The sequence below is a fragment of the Flavobacterium sp. LC2016-01 genome (assembly GCF_009711135.1).
Classification (GTDB): domain Bacteria; phylum Bacteroidota; class Bacteroidia; order Flavobacteriales; family Flavobacteriaceae; genus Flavobacterium.
On the sequence record NZ_WMIC01000009.1, the window covers coordinates 17,220 to 36,066 of the forward strand.

Genomic DNA, 18,847 nt, shown 5'->3' on the forward strand with positions numbered 1-18,847 from the left:
TGTTTTTATCTTTTCCACTAAAATAATTATAAATAATGAAATTGACGATTCAATCCCTTTTGCCGGAAGATTCTATTTCGCATTTTGTTCACAGCTTTTGGATGGTGGAGAACAAAACGGGAAATGATATTCCAGGAACAGTACTTCCAAACGGAATGATGGATATGACGCTCATGAAAATAAATGATGAGAATTGGGAAATGTCAATTCGCGGATTGGATACGGTTGCAAGTCAAGTTAATATTGTCAAAGATGTACGGATATTTTCTGTTGGATTTAAACTTTTGGCTGTCGAATATTTATTTGGAGATTCTATAAAAGATGTTTTGAACGGAGGAAAAACAATTCCGAATAATTTTTGGCAATTTGAAGAAATGGATACTCAAAGTTTAGAAAATTTTCAGAAGAAAGTAACGCATAAAATCAACGCATTTTCAACCAAACCCATTGATGACAGAAAGAAGAAATTATTTGAACTCATTTATGCATCGCAAGGTGCCATAACGGTAAAAGAACTTTCGGAAAAAGTGTTCTGGAGCAGCCGACAGATCAACCGGTATTTTAATCAGCAATTCGGAATTTCACTTAAAGAGTATTGCAAGATTCTGCGTTTTGGATCTTCTTTTAAAGATTTAAGCGAAGGGCGGCTTTTCCCTGAATTGAACTTTACAGATCAAAATCATTTCATAAAAGAAATAAAAAAATACTCAGGCGTGACGCCAAAAGAACTCAGCAAAAATAGGGATGAACGTTTCATGGATATTACAGCGATTAAAAAACTGCCACCTCAAAAAAACGACTGATTTTTACTATTTCTGCCAAAACCTTCTTTGCAATTTTGTATCGATATTAAATGATACAAAAGATGTTACTACAAAATAAAAAAATAGCTGTTATTGGCGCTGGCCCGGTTGGTTTGACAATGGCAATTTTGCTGCAACAAAAAGGAATTGACGTAACCGTTTATGAAAGAGATAAAAATGCACAAACCAGAATTTGGGGTGGAACGCTTGATTTGCACAAAGGTTCCGGACAAGATGCGATGAAAAAAGCGGGATTATTAGAACGCTATTTTGAATTGGCAATTCCAATGGGAAGAACTGTTGCAGATCAAAACGGCAAAACGTTATTTAAATATAATACAACTCCAGAAGAAGCTAAAGACAATCCTGAAATAAACCGAAACGATTTAAGAAAATTATTGTTGAATAGTTTAAAAAACGATACTGTTGTCTGGAACAGCAAAGTAAACGAACTCGAAGCTAAAGACGGAAAATGGATTTTGCATTTCGAAAATAACAAAACCGAGACAGCAGATTTTGTGATTGGAGCAAATGGCGGTATGTCAGCAATTAGAAAATATATTACGGATGCTGAAGTTGAAGAAACCGGAACTTATATGATTCAAGGCGAAGTTTCTCAGGCCGAAATTAAGTGCAAAGATTTTTTCGATTTATGTGATGACACTATTTTAATGACATCGCATAACGGAAATTTATTAGTGGCAAACCCAAAGAATGCAGCATCTTTAAGTTATAATGTCATTTTTAAAACACCTTCAAAATGGATTTCAGGAAATGAGTTGGATTTTGGAAATACAGAAAGCATCAGTTCATTTTTAGTAAATAGATTTTCTGATTGGGATGAAACTTATAAAGAGTTATTTCGTGCGACATCCTTTTTTGTGGGACTGCCAACGCGAAAAATTTCATTAGAAAAAGAATGGAAAAATAATCGGCCTTTGCCCATAACACTTATTGGCGATGCAGCACACTTAATGCCTCCATTTGCCGGACAAGGTGCAAATATTGGTTTGGTCGACGCCATGATTTTGGCAGAAAATCTTCTGAATGAAAAATTTGAAAGCATTGAAACCGCAATTGCAGATTACGAACAAAAGATGTTTGTTTATGCCAAAGAAGCACAAGAAGAAACCAGAAATAATGAACTAGCAATGCGAGCACCTGAGTTTTCTTTTATGAGATTTGCTAATTAAAGGTTTTAGATAGTCAAAAATTTCTGACCTATTGTATGCAGTTTTAGTTTAAACGTTATTTGTTTTATCAAATAAAAAAGTAATTTTAGTGTATTAAACGATAAATCATGGCTGCCAAAAAACCACAAGAAATGAGCAATGAAGAGTTGCTTAAAAATGAATCAATCTTAAAAACAATAATTTACCTTTTGCTGTTTTTTTCAATAGTACTGCTAGCATTAGGAATATGGATTACTATTGTGAAGAAACAGTTTAGTGCTTTGACCGTTATTCCACTTTCATTGGGAATAATTATAATGGTTAATGCGAATACTTTAAAGACTTTGCAGAAAGAGAAAAAAAGCAGAGAATTGTAAAAATCGAATTGTATTTTTTGAAGAAATTCAATAAAAAACTCCTTAAGAAATTAAGGAGTTTTTTATTGTTTACTGCGATCAGACTATATTGTAAACTACATTCCTGGCCAGTATAAAAAATTGAATTTATGACCATCGGGATCTGTAAAACCAAAAGTGTAGCCTTGCTGGAAATTTTCGGGTTCAGAGAAGATTGCTGCTCCAGCTTTTTTTACAATTTCATACCATTCGTCAACATTTTCTCTGCTTTCTGCCGACAATGAAAAAATGATTTCATTCTCTGTTTTGGTATCAGCAGATTTACCTCGTAGGGCATTATCAAATCTTTTTGGAATAAAAAAATTGATTACAAAGTTATTTTCGCCATAAGTAAAACTTGCCAATTCTTCAGTTTCCTTGCCATTTTGCTTAAATCCTAAATCGGAATAAAATTTAATTGTTTTTTGCAAATCATGTGAAACCAAGTTTGCCCATATCATTTTCGTTTTCATAAACTTTAGTTTTAGTTAATAGTTAACGAACTAAGTTAGCAAATAAATGTGTTACATACTTTTAACGAAATTGTAAAGTTTTGTTCTGGCCATCTTTTATCTTAATTTTGTTCCATTGCTGGAAGATGCAAAAAAAGCTGAAAAATAAAGAAGAAATTAAAGTGAAAAAGGAAGAAACAAGCTGGACGATTTGTGAGGAATGTCAAGGACGCGGAAAAAAAAGTCAGCGCATCAGCAAAAAAGTGAAGCTTCGTTATCAAATGGAATTAGACCAATTTGAAAATAATAAAGGCGAAGGAAAACCTCCAGTTCCTCCTAAAGCGCATTTAAAGTTGTGTTTAAATTGTGGCGGATCTGGATTAGTCCACGCTTCAAACTCTCCTTCACCAAATAAAGAAAACTATCCGCATGTTGCCATTATTGGCGGTGGAATTGGCGGCGTTGCTTTAGCAGTGGCTTGTCTGCACCGCCAAATTCCGTTTACTATTTATGAACGTGACACTAATTTCGATGCCCGATCACAAGGTTACGGACTCACTTTGCAGCAGGCGAGTAAAGCCATGACCGGGTTAGGTATTTTGGCTTTAGAAGACGGAGTAGTTTCATCAAGACATTTGGTTCATACTACAGATGGAAAAGTGATTGGTGAATGGGGAAATAGAAAGTGGATTCAGTCAGAAGAGAAAAAATCTCAAAAACGCTCTAATATACATATCGCAAGACAATCTTTGCGTTTAGAACTTTTGCAGCAGCTCGGTGGGAGTGATGCCATGAAATGGGGACATCAGTTGATAGATTTTAAACAATTTGAAAGTGATGGAGTTGAGTTAACTTTTAATGTTGATGGAGAAATAAAGAAATCAAAAGCAGATTTAGTAGTTGGTGCCGATGGAATTCGCAGTTCCGTGCGTCGATTGCTTTTAGGAGATGATGTAGCTCCTTTGCGTTATTTGGATTGTATTGTGATATTGGGTATTTGTCCGTTGAGCGCACTAGAAAATGTTGAAAGTCACTTATTAGATTCGGCTACCGTGTTTCAAACCGCAAATGGCAACGAGCGAATTTATATTATGCCTTACAAAGCAGATTCAGTAATGTGGCAGCTGAGTTTTCCAATGTCAGAAAATGAAGCAAAAGAGTTAAGTGCTAAAGGTCAAAAAGCACTAAAGGAAGAAGCGATTCGACGAACACAGTGGCACAATCCGATTCCGCAGATTTTGACCGCTACAGAGGAAGCCCAAGTTTCAGGATATCCTGTTTACGATAGAGAATTACTTGATGCTGAAATATTGAAAAAAGGAAATGCCGTTACTTTAATTGGCGATGCGGCGCACCCAATGAGTCCTTTTAAGGGTCAAGGCGCTAATCAGGCACTGCTTGATGCACTTTCTTTGGCTCGAGGCATTACGAGAGGATGCAAATCGTTAAAGCATTGGAAAAAAGTTGGAATCAGAGAAAGTGTTTTAAACGAATTTGAAGCTGAAATGCTAAAGCGCAGCGCCGTTAAAGTAAAAGATTCTGCTGATGCTGCACAATTCCTCCATTCTGAAATTGTACTTCATGAAGGTGATGAACCTAGAGGACGCTCTTTGAAGAAAAAATGATTTTTACCTATTTATAAAAATATCGAAGTTTCTATTTGATACTTTCCTTGTAAGTCGATGAAAAACAATATCGTGTAATTATTCATACTTGCGCTAAAAAAAGTCGTACCATTTTTTAAAAACAAATGCGTACGACTTTTTTTATTCGGTCGTGCAGCTTCTGCTTCTTTCTCAAATTTGTATCGAAATAAATTTCTAACCTAAAACGCGATACAATGAAAACTTCAGTAAAATTTTTAGCAGTTCTATTTTTAATAAGTAGCTTTTCTTTTGGACAAGATATTTCTAAAAGAATTGATTCCATAATAAAAGACAATTATCAAAAAAATCCAAACGTTGGTATAAGCGTGGGTTTTATTAAAGATAATGAAGAATATTTTACAGCTTATGGTAATTTGAATGCTGAAAGCCAAATTCAGATTAATAAAAATTCACTGTTCGAAATTGCATCAATTACCAAGATTTTAACTTCGAATTTAATTGCTCAGGCCGTTATGGAGAATAAAATAAAAGCAGATGATTATATAGACAATTATCTTCCGAAGGAATATCTTCTGCAAAAAAATCTTAAAAACAAAATAAGAATTTCAGATTTGGCTTCGCATCAATCGGGTTTGCCTGATATCGATTTTGGGAAATTAATAGAATTAAATCCGCAACAGCCTGTAAGCAATGTGACTGAAAAAACATTGGCAGACATAATCAATAATTGCAGTGAACTGAAAGATTACGGTAAATATCGTTATTCTACAATTGGTTATACTTTACTCGGTCAAATCTTAGAAAAAGTCTATAACAAAAATTACGACCAAATCATTAGAGAGAAAATAATTGCACCGTTAAAAATGAAAAATACATTAACGAAAGATTTTAATGTAAAGAACATTACTACTGGCCACAATCCTGATGGCGGTATTCAGGAATTTTTTAAATGGAATGTTACTGCGCCGGCGGGATTAATAAAATCGGATGCAGCTGATATGGTTACGTATTTAAAAGCTGTTTTAAATAGTAAAACTTCAGTAGGCAAATCGGCAATCATTACCGAGAAAATATTTTACAAAGATGAAAAAAGAGAAATGGGTTTAGGAACAAATATCGTCACAGATGATAAAAACACCATTTATATGAAATCAGGTGATTCGATGGGACAATCTTCGATTATCTGTTACAACAGAACTAAAAATTGGGGTATCATTATACTTCTGGATCAAAGAAATTCAAAAATGAGACAAAACTTGCTGAATGCAATTTATGATACTGTTTTGAAATAATTTATTTAAAAAACAGCCTCCAAAAAAAGTTATTTTTGGAGGCTGTTTTTGTATTGGTAATCGTAAAACAAATTAGTTAGAAATACTAAGAAATCGATAATACTCTTTGATTTTATTTTTTAATCTTTCTGCCAAATAGATATTGCCATCTTTCAGTTCATTATGAATAATTTGAGCTTCTTCAATATATTTCAGTTTTTTTTCGTCATTCCAATAATACGGAGGTTCATACAGATTGCATATTCTATCGGCCATTTTAACAGCCCAGACTTCAATTGGCTGCTGTTTAATTCTGCTTAAACTGTCCAACATTTTTTCAGACGAATCTTCAATTTGATCATTTTTGGTTAATGCTAAAACTCCCAATGCTACCTGAGTTCCAAATAAATCGTTTACTTTTTCATAATTAAATGCGGTGTCTTCTATTGTATCATGAAGCATTGCACATTTTACGGCCAAGTCGGCATTCATGTTTTCTGTTAATCGAACGGCATTCAAAACTTCAAAAACAACGCTCCCGATATGGTTGATATATTCTACTCTTTCATCTTTATTAACGCCGCCATATTTTTGTCCGTCATGTAGTTTTGAAACCAATTGCCAAACATGCTGAATTTCGTCTATTGACCAGTCTTTTTGTTGTTCCATATGAATTTTAGATTTGATGTAATTTATTGCTTTTTTTGAATATTTGCAACAATTCAACATTTGGGCTGTATTTTTCTATTGTTGAAATGATTGTATATTAGCTTAAAAAATCCTGAATTACTATAAAACAGGCATATAAATACTAACCTATTTCTTAAAAGTAATATGAACGACTATCTTGAAAAAAATCACAATATTTCTAACTGGTTCTATAGCAGTTATTATGGATCTAAACTAGAAAATCTGAAAGGGAATATTCGATTTATGAAGCAGACTGCTTATGATTTTGATACTGAAATTAATGCGTTTAAGCTGGTAGATGGAACAGCTTGTTTTTCATTAGAGTTCAACAGACAAAAAGAAATTATTAGAGAATTAGATGGAAAAGAAAGATTTGAAACCAAATACAAGAATTTTAAAGATCAAAAAGTAAGTTCAAAAGAATATTTACCAGATAATTCCATTGAATTATATGAATATGATGAAGTGACAGATCTAGTTAATAAGTATATAAACATTAATAAAAACGGAATAAGAAAAGAAAAAGAATTAAAAATCGAGAAGTTAAAAGACGGCTCGATGATTCATCACAGCGAGCATTTTAGTTACTATTATGATGCCTACGATAAGATAACGCTTCAAAAAGCAAACTATAGTGATTTAGAGATTGTTTACGATTATTCTACGTTTGGACGAAGAGGATATTATACAAAAACAAGCCATCAGAATGATAAAATAAATTCAAGCGAAAGATTCAGTCAGGAAAACTATATTCTTCAAAGCATCATGAATCGTGATGGTGTATTTTCTAGTAAAAGAATGTTCTTTTATGACGAAACAAATCAATTAATACAACAATTAACCTTTTGGGACGACGATTCATTTGAGAATCATTATTATTTTTATAATGAAAAAGGACTCTTAATCGAAGATAAAATTTCTTATCCAGGTGGAAAAATTGGAACGTGTGATTTTTTTGAATATGACATCCATGACAATGTAATAAACAGTAGAGATCGTTCCTACCAATACAAATATGATGAACATGGAAACTGGATAGAAAAAATTGAAATTGCAAGTGCAAGAAATGAAATCCTCTATAAAACAACGAGAGAGTTTGAATATTTCCCCAAAGGATTACATGTAGTCTAGCTGTCGATATTTCTTCGAACTCTTGCTTGATTATGTTTTCTATCGAACTCCTATTTGTCTAAATTATTTTGCTTGTTGTTGGTCATTAAAATAATGGTAAAATCAAGATTACTAACCAACAAAGTCTGAGATATTATATTGCAAAACATCTTGCTTTCAGTTATTGTTAAATGTTTCTGCTGTCATATCTCTTTTTTGAAATAAGGAAAAATGAAGAAGTAAATCAATTTTTTCAATGGACCTAATTATATTTATATTAGCCAAATAAATAGTACTTAATGCAGCAAACGTTAAAAATTACAAGTCTAAATAATGAAGATATAAAATTCCTGAAAGGACAACTCAAAAAAGGATATTTAGTCTGGTTTATTTTCTCATTATTTTCGATTGTATTTCCGTTTTCTGCTATTTATGGCATCATCAATAATAAAGAATTAGACGACAAAGTATTTTACATTTTACTTGTCTTTGTTTTTTTCGGTCTCTGGATTTATCTTACCGTTATGGGAATAAGAGATACTGTCAAAGAACAGCAGAATTTGTTATTGCAGACAAAGATTGAAGGCAATATAAAAGTTTTAGAAAAAGAAATAGTTACGATTGAAGGACACGATTCGGATACTGTTACTTATCGAATAAAAATGTACTCAGAAGTAGAAGAAAAACATAAAAGTATTTGGATCGATCAAAAAGACTATGACAAAATCCAGGTTGGTGATTCGATTTGGATTGAATTTTTTTTGGATTGCAATTACATTAAGACCTTACTTTTTGATGGACAAAAAATTAAATCTAAAATTTTTATCTAATGAAACTAATAAGAACATTTTTATTGATCTTTATTTTTAGTTGGACTTCTTTTCTTTACTCGCAAAATAAAACACGTGCAATAGAAAGAAAAGAGAGCGGAGTTACCATCGTTCTATATCTTAAAACAGAAAAAGATAATAGTAAAACGGCAAAATATACTTTGAAAAATAAGGAAGGAAAAGTGCTTCTTAAAGATATAAGAGGAATGGAAAACTTAGGCAGAGGGTACCAGGCTATTGATTCCAAAAATAAATTGGTCTATTTTTCTTTGGAAAAAGGAAGTGTCCTATTAAAATTAAGTGTTCAAGAAGTTAAAGATGCTAGTTTTGTTTGCGGGACAGTACCTTACTATAAAATTTCTATAAAAGATACCCTAAATCATTATCAGATTATTTTGAAAACAGATAATTCTTGGATGAATCAAAAAGATACAGTGAGTATGATTGGTCAGATATCAAAAAATGATGCAGATGATTGTTATTGTATAAATAGAGAAAAAGAATATTCATACAGCAATTATCCCTACACGAATCGATTTGTAAACATTAAAAATGAAGATCCAAACGCAGTTATTTTCAAAAAAAATAACCTGTACGGAATTTTTCCAAAAACAGAAGCAATTTACAGCGAAATAAGAATTGTAAATCTGATGACTAAAGTCAAGAAAGACAAACTTTATGGTTATTACGAAATAAATAAAGTTCCGAAATACAAAAAGTTAGCTGATTTTGTGGGTGTGTATGCGAGATTTGAACTGCCAAATGGTAAAAAAGGTTATGTGACCGGCTCTGGATATGAGTATATGGATGAGAGTTAATTATTTAATTTCTTAAAATCTTCTTCAATTAAAATCATATTAGATTGTTTTGCTAAAACTTCACTTTATCTAGACTAGTGTTAAAGCAAAAAAACTCCAAAATCATAAGACTTTGGAGTTTTTGGAATTCTGTGGGCGATGAGGGGTTCGAACCCCCGACCCCCTCGGTGTAAACGAGGTGCTCTGAACCAGCTGAGCTAATCGCCCTATTTTACTAGGTTGCTATCGTTTGTGATTGCGAGTGCAAATATACGCTTGTTTTTGAGTTCTGCAAAGAAAACACACTAAAAATTTAAAGTTTTTTTAATGTGTTTTCTATCTTGCTGATGTAGAATTTGTTATAAACGAACTTTTTTTGGTTATTTTTTATTTTGATAGCGATGGAATGTTCCTGTAGATGTAATCGCTGTGTTTTCCGGTGAAAGATTTTTCTAATTCATCAAAAAAAGCATCGGCATCTTTCTCATTTGGCCAAGTCGATTTGATCAGTTCGTCTATTTTATCATTTGATTTTTCCATATCGGCTAAAGAATCATAATAAAAAGCTTCGAGAAAATCAGTACTATTTGAGCCCCATGAATGTCTTAGCGGATAATAAGCTTTTATGTAAGGATCTTTAAAAGTGATTTTGTCATTGAATTCTTTTGCTTTTTTAGAATCCCCTTTCATGCTCAGCTGTGATTTCCGCAAATAAACAATCATTGGTTTTTTCGTTTCGTCTTTGTACTCTTTCCTGCCGATAGAAGTTACACTTTGATAAATTTCGTCAGAATGTACTGGACCATAAAAAGCATCATATTTTTCAAAAAAAGCTTTTCTGGCCTTTTCATCTGGCCATCCTTTTTTAACTAAATCATCGCTGAGTGCGTTTGCTTTTTCAATGTCTTCCCAAGTTCTATAAACGGTCACCAAAACAATTTCAGTATTATCATCAGTGTAATAATGGGTCATAAGTTCTGATCCAATAATGAGGTCGTTTTTGCTGGTCACTTTATCAAAGTATTCCTGTTCTGCAGCTTTCCAGTCTTTGGCTTTCAATTTCGAATCCAAATTTCGGTGTAAAGTGGTTACCGTAATGAACACAGGTTTTTCTTTTTCTTGTTCTTTTTCCTGCGCGCTGACTTTTGCGCCAATAAGAATCATCAACGTGATGATCCCTATAGCAAGGGTTTTTCTCTTTTTCATGTTTTAAATTTGTATTGGTTATTAAAAAAACTAAACAAATTTAAAACATTAAAAATCAAGTAGTTATAAAACAACTATGAATTTTGAAGGGTGTTTTTCCCCAAATTTTAGCTTTCTTTATTTAATGGGAGTTCAGCGACAACAAACGTGCTTCCGCCAGCATAAATGAAATCATTTTTTGTAGCGTTTTTCTTTGCATCCAAAAATGCTTTTTCAACCGAATCGTATTTTTCTCCAATTAAATTATATTTTTTGGCTGTATCTTGCAGAATTTCAGTGCTTAACCCCCTCGAAGAATCGGGTCTGCAAAAATAATAACGTGCTTTTTGAGGAAAGAGCGGTAAAATAGAATCTAGGTCTTTATCGTTTACAACACCTAAAACAATGTGTAGATTTTCGTAAGTTTCTTTTTGAAGCTGCTTCATAACAACGGCAAGACCATGTTTGTTATGAGCAGTGTCACAAATGATTTTTGGATTTTCGCCAAGCTGCTGCCATCTGCCTTGAAGACCTGTGTTTTTTACAACCTGCAATAATCCTGATTTCAGACTTTCTTCCGAAACTTTAAAATCGGTGGTTTCATTTAAAATCTGAATTGTCTGCTGTACCGTTTTTTTATTGTGAAACTGATAATCTCCAATTAAATCCGAAGGAAAAACTTCAGAAATTAAATCCGAAGCAAAGTAAATCGGCGCTTTGTTTTGTTCGGCTTTCGCCAAAAATACAGGCTGGGTTTCATTTGTATATTCGCCAATAACAACCGGAACATTTGGTTTGATAATTCCAGCTTTTTCGCCGGCAATCAAAGCAGGCGTGTTTCCAAGAAACTGCGTATGATCTAAATCTATATTTGTAATTACCGAAACCAAAGGCGTAATAATATTAGTAGCGTCTAATCTTCCGCCTAAACCAACTTCGATAACAGCAATATCAACTTTTTCTGCTGCAAAATAATCAAAAGCCAAACCAACAGACATTTCGAAGAAACTCATATCATTGGCTTCAAAAAAACTTTTGTGCTTGTCTATAAATTCGATTACAAATTCTTCTGAAATCTCTTGGCCGTTTATTCTGATTCTTTCTCTAAAATCTTTTAAATGCGGCGAAGTGTACAATCCAACTTTATACCCAGCTTCCTGCAAGATTGAAGACAGCATGTGCGAAGTAGAACCTTTGCCGTTTGTTCCCGCAACGTGAATGCACTTTAAATGGTCTTGCGGATTATCAAGATGTCCAGCCAGCAATTTAATATTGGTCAAGTCTTCTTTATAGGCCGAAGCGCCCTGCAGCTGATACATTGGAAGCTGATTAAACATCCAGTTTGTGGTCTCTTGATAGTTCATTTATTTGGATAAAATAGTTGTTGATTGAAATAAATTTCGATTTTTGTAGTTTAATATAACAGCGAAAATTATCTTTAGTGCAAATTTCAAATATTTTTTTTAGAATTAATCATAAAAACCAGAATTAAAATATGTTTAGCTTCATTCAATTACAAACAGATACAATCGCAAACGCAGCATCTAACGTAGTTATCGAAAAAATTGCTCCAAATAACGAAATCTCAGTTTTAGACTTTATTTTAAAAGGAGGAGTTTTCCTTATTCCAATTGCTATATTATTGTTTTATACTATTTATGTCATTTTTGAGCGTTATATGTACATTAGTAAAGCGTCGCAAATTGACAGCCGATTAATGCAGGACGTAGGGGATAAATTGAATGCAGGAAATATAGAATTGGCACGAACAATTGTAGAAAGAAGCAATACAGCTGCTGCAAATATTTTGAAAGAAGGTGTTCTAGTAATCGGAAGACCAATTGCAGAAATCGAATCAAACATGGACCGCGCTGCTGATATTGAAATTGGCGAAATGGAAAAGCATTTAGGTCATCTTGGTCTTATTGCCGGTATTGCGCCAACGCTTGGTTTTATTGGAACAATTTCTGGAGTAATCAAAATTTTCTACAGTATTTCGGTTACAGAAAATATCAGTATCGGAAATATTTCTGGAGGTTTGTATGAAAAAATGATCAGTTCAGGTTCTGGGTTAATTGTGGGTATTATTGCATATTCTGCTTACCACTTATTAAACGGGAAAATTGATAATTTTGCTTTAAAAATTCAGAAACAAATATTAGAATTTGTCAATATAATTCAAAGAGCATAAGGTATGTCCATTAAAAGAAAAAGAAGATTTCACGCTGAGGTTGCGACCTCGTCATTAAGTGATATTATGTTTTTCCTGCTGTTGTTTTTCTTAATTATTTCAACGCTGGCAAATCCTAATGTGATTAAAATGACGTTGCCGAAAGCCAAAGCAAATGAAAAGACCAATAAACAATTAATCAGTTTATCGGTTACCGAAGATAAAAAATTCTACATTGACAAAGAACCCGTTGATTTTGAAAATCTGGAAACGAGTTTAATGTCTAAAATAGGCACAAATAAAGAACAGACAGTTGTAGTTCGAATTCCGTTTAACCTGCAGGTTCAAGATTTAGTTGATGTTTTGCAGATAGGAGTGAAGAACAATTTGAAGTTTGTAATTGCTACAAGCCCGAAATAAAAAATAAATATTAGGGCGTGACCACAATAAAAAAATGGGCTAATCAGCATAACGTTGATAGGCCCATTTTTTTATTGCGGTCGGGCTATCCGGGCTACTTCGGTAGCTTCCTTCTATCCCTCACGCGGAAACAAGACGATTTTAGTATTCGAGAAATAAAGTAATTTCAACACAATCTTGTCATTCCGAGGAACGAGGAATCTCCACAAGTAACTCGACAAAGATTGGCGATTTTGTTTGCGGAGCTTCTCGCGGGGATTCCTCGTTCCTCGGAATAACATACTAGATGAAATAAACATAAAAAAAGGCTTTCTGAAATTTCAGAAAGCCTTTTTTATATAATTCGTGTAAATCCGTGACTCGAGCCCGAAGGGCGAACAGACGAAGTAAATTCGTGTTTTTTAATTCAAACTAAAATTATAAATAATTTTACCAACTTGCTTAACAGGAGCATCACTGTCTGATTCCCATTTCGTATTCATTGCCGCAATTCTCGCTTGATCTAATAAACAGCTTGCTGTATTTGTAGTCCCTTTTATTCCAGCAGTTGCACTGATTGTTTTTCCGTTTTGATCTACCGTTACTTCAACCACCACTTTTCCTTCTTCATTGCAATTGTATTTTGGTGCCGGTTTCGATAACGCTTTTCTGTTTCCTAAAGAATATCCAGATCCACCGCCAGAACCGCCACCGCTTCCGGCTCCGTAACCGCTTCCAGTTCCAATTCCATTTCCGGTACCGTTACCGCCTCCGGTTCCTCCGCCAGAACCTCCAGATCCGTAATAACCATTAGAACTTAAACTTCCGTTTGATTTTCCTTTGTTTCCAGCTGTTTTATCATCGCCGTCTCCGCCTTTGTTTGAACCTTTCATTATGCTAGACAAAGCATCGTTTGTAGAGTTAGAAACTTTTGGTTTTTCAGGAACAGGTTTTGTTTCTGGTTTTACTATTGGCGGGGTTTTCTTTGGTTTTTCTTTTGTTGGAATAACTACGTCATTATCGGCAGTTGTGTTTTCTTGCGAGATGATAGCTTCTTCAGGAACTGCTTTTGGAGCAGCAGTTTGTTTTACGTTATTTTTTACATCTAGAACTTCACTTTTGTAATTGGCACCAGAACCTAAATCGCTGTCACCAAAATTTACCGTTACGCCTCCGCCACCGCCACCGCCGTCAGCAAGCGCTACGTTATTTTCCGGATTGTATGGCGGCCAAAAACGTATAAAAAAAAGCAATACTAAAATTGCGGCATATATTGCTGTTGTATAAAGTAGAGATTTCTTTTTATCTGAAGAATCGGTAGAACTCATTTTGATTCTGAATTTTGTAATTGTATTAAATAAAAACGTTTAAAAGTAGTAAAAATTGTTTAGAATCGTAGAGAGAATTTAACCGCTAGGCACGCAAAGATTTACGCAAGGTGCGCAAAGCTATTTGTTTTTAAATCTCGCAAAGTCGCAAAGAAACTTAAAAAATAAAACTTTGCGCACCTTGCGTAAATCTTTGCGTGCCTTGCGGTTAAAAAAAAAACGAGCTAAAGAATTTAGCTCGTTTATAAATGAAGTATAAAAAATTATACTAATTGTTTCAGTGCAATTTCAAAAGCTGTTGCGCTGATATTTGTTTTTGATGAACTTAAAGCATGAGCCTTAACAATCGCATTTTTTATAATTTCTGAAGTATCATTAAAAATAGCCTCATCTGTCATTTGAACTTTTTTCTCCATGAAATAAGCAAAAACTCTAGCCATTCCGCAGTTTGAAATGAAATCAGGAATCAAACTTACTTTATGATCCACTTCTTCCATAATCGATCCGAAGAAAATTTCTTTGTCGGCAAAAGGAACATTTGCACCGCATGAAATAACTTCTAAACCATTTGCAATTAAATTGTCAATCTGTGCTTGAGTTACTAATCTTGAAGCGGCACATGGAGTGAAAATTTCAGCTCCAATCGTCCAGATTTTAGAATTGATTTCTTCAAACGGAATCATATTTTCGGCAACTAATTTATTTCCGTCTTTATTTAAAAACAAAGTTCTGATTTCTTCAAACGAAAAACCTTCTTCTTTAATCAATCCTCCGTCACGGTCAATAATTCCGATAACTTTTGCGCCCATTTCGGCTAAATAAAAAGCAGCAGCAGATCCAACATTTCCAAAACCTTGAACGATTGCTTTTTTGCCTTTAATTTCACCGCCGTAAGTAGCGTAGAAATGACGAACTGCTTCAGCAACGCCATAACCTGTAATCATATCAGCAACTGTATATTTTCTAGTTACATCTGGTGAGAATTTTGGGTTTTCAATTACTTTGATAACACCTTGACGCAATTGCCCAATTCTGTTGATTTTATCAGCTTCTGTTGGTTTGAAATGTCCGTTGAAAACACCTTCCTGCGGATGCCACACACCACATTCTTCTGTCATTGGGATTACTTCATGAATCTCATCAACATTTAAATCTCCTCCAGTTCCATAATAGCTTTTTAATAAAGGTGAAACTGCTTTATACCAACGCTGTAAAACGCCTTTTTTGCGAGGATCATTTGGGTCAAAATTAATTCCAGATTTAGCGCCTCCAATTGCAGGTCCAGAAACTGAAAATTTAACTTCCATGGTTTTGGCCAAAGACAAAACTTCGTTCATGTCTAAGCCTTTTCTCATTCTAGTTCCGCCTCCCGCAGCTCCTCCGCGCAAAGAATTAATAACGGTCCATCCTTCAGCTTCAGTTTCAGAATCTTTCCAGTTAAAAACAATTTCAGGTTCCTTATTTTCAAATTGCTGTAATAAATCTTTCATTTTGTTGAGATATGTTTATTTTGCGTAAAAGTATAAAATAGAATAATGCGAATAATGTATTTTATTGCAAATTTAATGAAAGAAAAAAAAGAAAGCCGAAAACTATATGGTTTTCGGCTTTCGGATTTCGAATCTTTTTAAGAAATTCTGAACTATATTCCTAATAAGTGTTTTTTCAAAGTTTCATCAACTGGTTTGTCTGAAAGCCAGATTCCGAATAATGCTTGTTTAAAATCAAATCCTGTGATTTTTCCTTTTGGAACATCATTTTTAATTACACTAACAGTTTGATCAAGCGGATTGTAAAACAAAACAAATACATCTTTTTCTGTGATGGCATCACTTAAAAGTGTTTTGAACTGCTCAATTCTCGGGCGCAAAGCCTCCAGATTGCTTCCTGCAGATTTTTCAAAACCGGTATTCATTGCTTTTGTCAATTTGTTTGAAGAAACCATAGAAGAAGTGATTTCAATTCGCACAGCCATTTCAGTATCACTGTCAATAATGAATTTTGGATCTTGGCTTAATTGTGATAAATAAAGTGCCTGGACATAAACTTCCAACCACATTTTTGATCTTCCGCCAGCACCATTTAGCTGCATTGTTTTATTTTGGACTTCAATTTTTCTTGGAACTGTAACGCCGTTTACTTCTAGTTGAGCTTGTGCCGAAACAGTCGAAAATTGCACGCTGAAAATAAGTGCAAATAATAGTAAAATCTTTTTCATACTTCTATCGATAATTTTTGTTTTTTGGCAAAAATACTTTTAATTTCTAAATTCTGCTCTCTAAAAATACATGTTTTTTATTAAAGTAATGCAATTTTTTTATTTGTATTTATTTCATTATCAATTTAGTAAGACTTGCTTTACGTACATTTACGCGTTCCAAAACCGGTTGCGCACTTTTTTTTCTAAAATTTACTAAAACTTTATAATTAATGCCTTTTTGATGTGCAATTATATTCTTAAATTTTAAAGAAATCCTTGAAGTATTGCTGTTAGTTTTTTCAAAATGCCGAATTATTACGAAAACGTTATCGTAATCTTTGCTGATCTATTAATTTTATATGCATGCATTGTTAATTTGACTTTTAACATTTATCTTTGAAAGCCTTTTTTAAGCACAAAAACATTTTTAAAAACAAAAAAATATTTCCACCAACGAAAGTTTTTCGATTGTGGTTCAAAAAAACAATAAACTAAACAAGACTATGGATTTTAATCTTACCGAAGAACACTTAATGATTCAGCAGGCTGCTAGAGATTTTGCTCAAAATGAATTACTGCCTGGTGTTATTGAGCGTGACGAAAAACAAATTTTTCCGACAGAACAAGTAAAAAAAATGGGACAATTAGGTTTCATGGGAATGATGGTTGATCCGAAATACGGAGGAAGCGGACTTGATGCTATTTCATATGTAATTGCTATGGAAGAGATTTCTAAAGTTGATGCATCAGCTTCTGTGGTTATGTCTGTAAATAATTCATTAGTTTGCTGGGGTTTACAGGAATTTGGAACTGAAGAACAAAAACAAAAATATTTGCCAGGTTTAGCTTCAGGTGAAATTCACGGAGCTTTTTGCTTGAGCGAGCCAGAAGCAGGAAGTGATGCAACTTCTCAAAAAACTACTGCCATTGATATGGGTGACCATTACTTGGTAAACGGAACAAAAAACTGGATTACTAACGGAAATACGGCTTCAGTATATTTAGTAATCGCTCAAACGCATCCAGAGAAAAAACATAAAGGAATCAATGCTTTGATTATGACCAAAGATATGCCTGGTTTTTCGATTGGTCCAAAAGAACAAAAAATGGGAATCCGTGGTTCTGATACACACTCTTTAATGTTTAGTGATGTAAAAGTTCCAAAAGAAAATAGAATTGGTGAAGATGGTTTCGGGTTCAAATTTGCAATGAAAACTTTGGCTGGAGGGAGAATCGGAATTGCTTCTCAGGCTTTAGGAATTGCTTCTGGAGCTTATGAATTGGCTCTTAAATATTCTAAAGAACGTAAAGCTTTCGGAACTGAAATCTGCAATCATCAGGCAATTGCTTTTAAATTGGCAGATATGGCTGTAAATATCGAAGCAGCGCGTCATTTATGTATGAAAGCGGCTTGGGATAAAGACCAGCATAAAAACTACGACGTGAGCGGTGCAATGGCAAAATTATTCGCTTCGCAAGTGGCAATGGACACTGCTGTTGAAGCGGTTCAGATTCACGGCGGAAATGGATATGTGAAAGAATATCATGTAGAGCGTTTTATGCGTGATGCAAAAATTACTCAGATTTACGAAGGTACATCAGAGATTCAAAAAATCGTAATTTCGAGATCAGTTATCGCCGGATAAATTTAGATTTTCAATTCAATAGAAATAAAACCCTTTCAGCTTATGCAGCTTCGAAAGGGTTTTTTGTTTAGATGTTAAAATTGTTACATTTACATCAAGAAAATTTATTCTATGTACGAAGATTTAAAATATTGGTACTTGCGGGATCATAAATTATTTAGAACGCTGAGTTATTCACAAATCAAACAATTGTGTATTATTACCGGTTTTAAAAAAGCATCAAAAGGAGAAATTATTTATTTTTCTTCTTCAGATGTGCCTCGTATCTTTTTGCTTAAAAAAGGGAATATAAAAATTGTTGCCATTGATGATGATGGCAATGAAACCATAAAAGACATTATTCAAAAAGGAGATTTATTTGGCGAATTGACTTTGGAAACAGACAATAAAGTCGAAGAATATGCAAAAGTTCTTTCTGATGATGTTGTAATCTGCAGTTTCTTAATGTCTGATTTTGAAGATTTATTGTTGCGAAATCCAACATTGGCAATTTCATACACCAAGTTTGTGGGTTTGAAAATGAAACGTGTTAAAAACAGTTATGCCAATTTAATCTCTAAAGACGCCAAAACCAGATTGTACCAATTCTTAAAAGATTGGGCAGAACAAGAAGGAATTAGAAACGGAAATACGGTAGCAATTGAAAATTATTTAACCCAAAATGATATTGCCCAAATTATCTGCACTTCAAGACAGACTGCTACACAATTACTTAATGAAATGGAAACGAACCAGCTGTTAAGTTATAATAGAAAAGAAATTATCATTCAAGATATCACCAAATTATAATTA

At 33.6% G+C, this 18,847-nt stretch carries 19 protein-coding genes and 1 tRNA gene; 12 read left to right on the forward strand and 8 right to left on the reverse strand.

The window, feature by feature from the left end; translation table 11 throughout:
* The first annotated feature begins 35 nt into the window (after positions 1–35).
* The 3 genes from GKZ88_RS17545 to GKZ88_RS17555 all read left to right on the forward strand — a co-directional run bounded on the left by GKZ88_RS17545 (position 36) and on the right by GKZ88_RS17555 (position 2,352).
* Positions 36–803 (forward strand): AraC family transcriptional regulator, encoded by a 768-nt coding sequence (locus tag GKZ88_RS17545; protein ID WP_155103642.1) that lies wholly within the window; start codon positions 36–38, stop codon positions 801–803.
* A 50-nt stretch (positions 804–853) separates the two neighbouring features.
* Positions 854–1,996, forward strand: coding sequence for an NAD(P)/FAD-dependent oxidoreductase (locus tag GKZ88_RS17550; RefSeq protein WP_230392545.1), 1,143 nt, complete (start codon positions 854–856; stop codon positions 1,994–1,996).
* A 107-nt stretch (positions 1,997–2,103) separates the two neighbouring features.
* The gene (locus tag GKZ88_RS17555; RefSeq protein ID WP_155103644.1) at positions 2,104–2,352 is read left to right on the forward strand and encodes a hypothetical protein; all 249 of its coding nucleotides are present in this window, start codon (positions 2,104–2,106) and stop codon (positions 2,350–2,352) included.
* A 95-nt stretch (positions 2,353–2,447) separates the two neighbouring features.
* On the opposite strand, the gene GKZ88_RS17560 is transcribed toward GKZ88_RS17555, so the two are convergent.
* Complete coding sequence (locus GKZ88_RS17560; RefSeq protein ID WP_155103645.1) at positions 2,448–2,843, reverse strand: VOC family protein; 396 nt, start codon at positions 2,841–2,843, stop codon at positions 2,448–2,450.
* A gap of 125 nt (positions 2,844–2,968) precedes the next feature.
* Between GKZ88_RS17560 and GKZ88_RS17565 the strand changes: the two genes are divergently transcribed.
* On the forward strand, positions 2,969–4,447 hold the full coding sequence (locus tag GKZ88_RS17565) for an NAD(P)/FAD-dependent oxidoreductase (protein ID WP_155103646.1): 1,479 nt from the start codon (positions 2,969–2,971) through the stop codon (positions 4,445–4,447).
* A gap of 215 nt (positions 4,448–4,662) precedes the next feature.
* Positions 4,663–5,721 carry a serine hydrolase domain-containing protein gene (locus tag GKZ88_RS17570; protein ID WP_155103647.1) on the forward strand — a complete coding sequence of 353 codons (1,059 nt, stop codon included), beginning with the start codon at positions 4,663–4,665 and terminating at the stop codon, positions 5,719–5,721.
* A 72-nt stretch (positions 5,722–5,793) separates the two neighbouring features.
* Here the strand turns inward: GKZ88_RS17570 and GKZ88_RS17575 are convergent, their stop codons facing one another.
* Positions 5,794–6,369 carry an HD domain-containing protein gene (locus GKZ88_RS17575; RefSeq protein ID WP_155103648.1) on the reverse strand — a complete coding sequence of 192 codons (576 nt, stop codon included), beginning with the start codon at positions 6,367–6,369 and terminating at the stop codon, positions 5,794–5,796.
* A gap of 165 nt (positions 6,370–6,534) precedes the next feature.
* Here GKZ88_RS17575 and GKZ88_RS17580 point away from each other — a divergent pair, with 165 nt between their 5' ends.
* From GKZ88_RS17580 to GKZ88_RS17590, 3 genes are all read left to right on the forward strand, one after another.
* On the forward strand, positions 6,535–7,521 hold the full coding sequence (locus GKZ88_RS17580; RefSeq protein WP_155103649.1) for a hypothetical protein: 987 nt from the start codon (positions 6,535–6,537) through the stop codon (positions 7,519–7,521).
* 278 nt (positions 7,522–7,799) lie between these two features.
* On the forward strand, positions 7,800–8,330 hold the full coding sequence (locus GKZ88_RS17585) for a hypothetical protein (protein WP_155103650.1): 531 nt from the start codon (positions 7,800–7,802) through the stop codon (positions 8,328–8,330).
* Positions 8,330–9,148: a hypothetical protein gene (locus GKZ88_RS17590; protein WP_155103651.1), complete on the forward strand. Its 819-nt coding sequence runs from the start codon at positions 8,330–8,332 to the stop codon at positions 9,146–9,148. The genes GKZ88_RS17585 and GKZ88_RS17590 overlap by 1 nt, the downstream gene beginning before the upstream one ends.
* Before the next feature lie 132 nt (positions 9,149–9,280).
* Here the strand turns inward: GKZ88_RS17590 and GKZ88_RS17595 are convergent.
* From GKZ88_RS17595 to GKZ88_RS17605, 3 genes are all read right to left on the reverse strand, one after another.
* Positions 9,281–9,355, reverse strand: a tRNA-Val gene (locus GKZ88_RS17595).
* A gap of 159 nt (positions 9,356–9,514) precedes the next feature.
* Positions 9,515–10,333 carry a hypothetical protein gene (locus GKZ88_RS17600; protein ID WP_155103652.1) on the reverse strand — a complete coding sequence of 273 codons (819 nt, stop codon included), beginning with the start codon at positions 10,331–10,333 and terminating at the stop codon, positions 9,515–9,517.
* Positions 10,334–10,440: 107 nt separating this feature from the next.
* Positions 10,441–11,676: a folylpolyglutamate synthase/dihydrofolate synthase family protein gene (locus GKZ88_RS17605; protein ID WP_155103653.1), complete on the reverse strand. Its 1,236-nt coding sequence runs from the start codon at positions 11,674–11,676 to the stop codon at positions 10,441–10,443.
* A gap of 131 nt (positions 11,677–11,807) precedes the next feature.
* Between GKZ88_RS17605 and GKZ88_RS17610 the strand changes: the two genes are divergently transcribed.
* Complete coding sequence (locus GKZ88_RS17610; RefSeq protein WP_155103654.1) at positions 11,808–12,503, forward strand: MotA/TolQ/ExbB proton channel family protein; 696 nt, start codon at positions 11,808–11,810, stop codon at positions 12,501–12,503.
* A gap of 3 nt (positions 12,504–12,506) precedes the next feature.
* On the forward strand, positions 12,507–12,902 hold the full coding sequence (locus GKZ88_RS17615) for a biopolymer transporter ExbD (protein WP_115889911.1): 396 nt from the start codon (positions 12,507–12,509) through the stop codon (positions 12,900–12,902).
* 401 nt (positions 12,903–13,303) lie between these two features.
* On the opposite strand, the gene GKZ88_RS17620 is transcribed toward GKZ88_RS17615, so the two are convergent.
* From GKZ88_RS17620 to GKZ88_RS17630, 3 genes are all read right to left on the reverse strand, one after another.
* Positions 13,304–14,209: an energy transducer TonB gene (locus GKZ88_RS17620; protein WP_155103655.1), complete on the reverse strand. Its 906-nt coding sequence runs from the start codon at positions 14,207–14,209 to the stop codon at positions 13,304–13,306.
* Between the two features lie 263 nt (positions 14,210–14,472).
* Positions 14,473–15,699, reverse strand: coding sequence for a Glu/Leu/Phe/Val dehydrogenase dimerization domain-containing protein (locus GKZ88_RS17625; protein ID WP_035650584.1), 1,227 nt, complete (start codon positions 15,697–15,699; stop codon positions 14,473–14,475).
* Positions 15,700–15,851: 152 nt separating this feature from the next.
* Complete coding sequence (locus GKZ88_RS17630; protein ID WP_155103656.1) at positions 15,852–16,427, reverse strand: chalcone isomerase family protein; 576 nt, start codon at positions 16,425–16,427, stop codon at positions 15,852–15,854.
* A 485-nt stretch (positions 16,428–16,912) separates the two neighbouring features.
* Here GKZ88_RS17630 and GKZ88_RS17635 point away from each other — a divergent pair, with 485 nt between their 5' ends.
* Positions 16,913–18,055, forward strand: coding sequence for an acyl-CoA dehydrogenase (locus GKZ88_RS17635; RefSeq protein ID WP_155103657.1), 1,143 nt, complete (start codon positions 16,913–16,915; stop codon positions 18,053–18,055).
* Between the two features lie 111 nt (positions 18,056–18,166).
* The gene (locus tag GKZ88_RS17640; RefSeq protein WP_155103658.1) at positions 18,167–18,844 is read left to right on the forward strand and encodes a Crp/Fnr family transcriptional regulator; all 678 of its coding nucleotides are present in this window, start codon (positions 18,167–18,169) and stop codon (positions 18,842–18,844) included.
* Positions 18,845–18,847 lie beyond the last annotated feature (3 nt).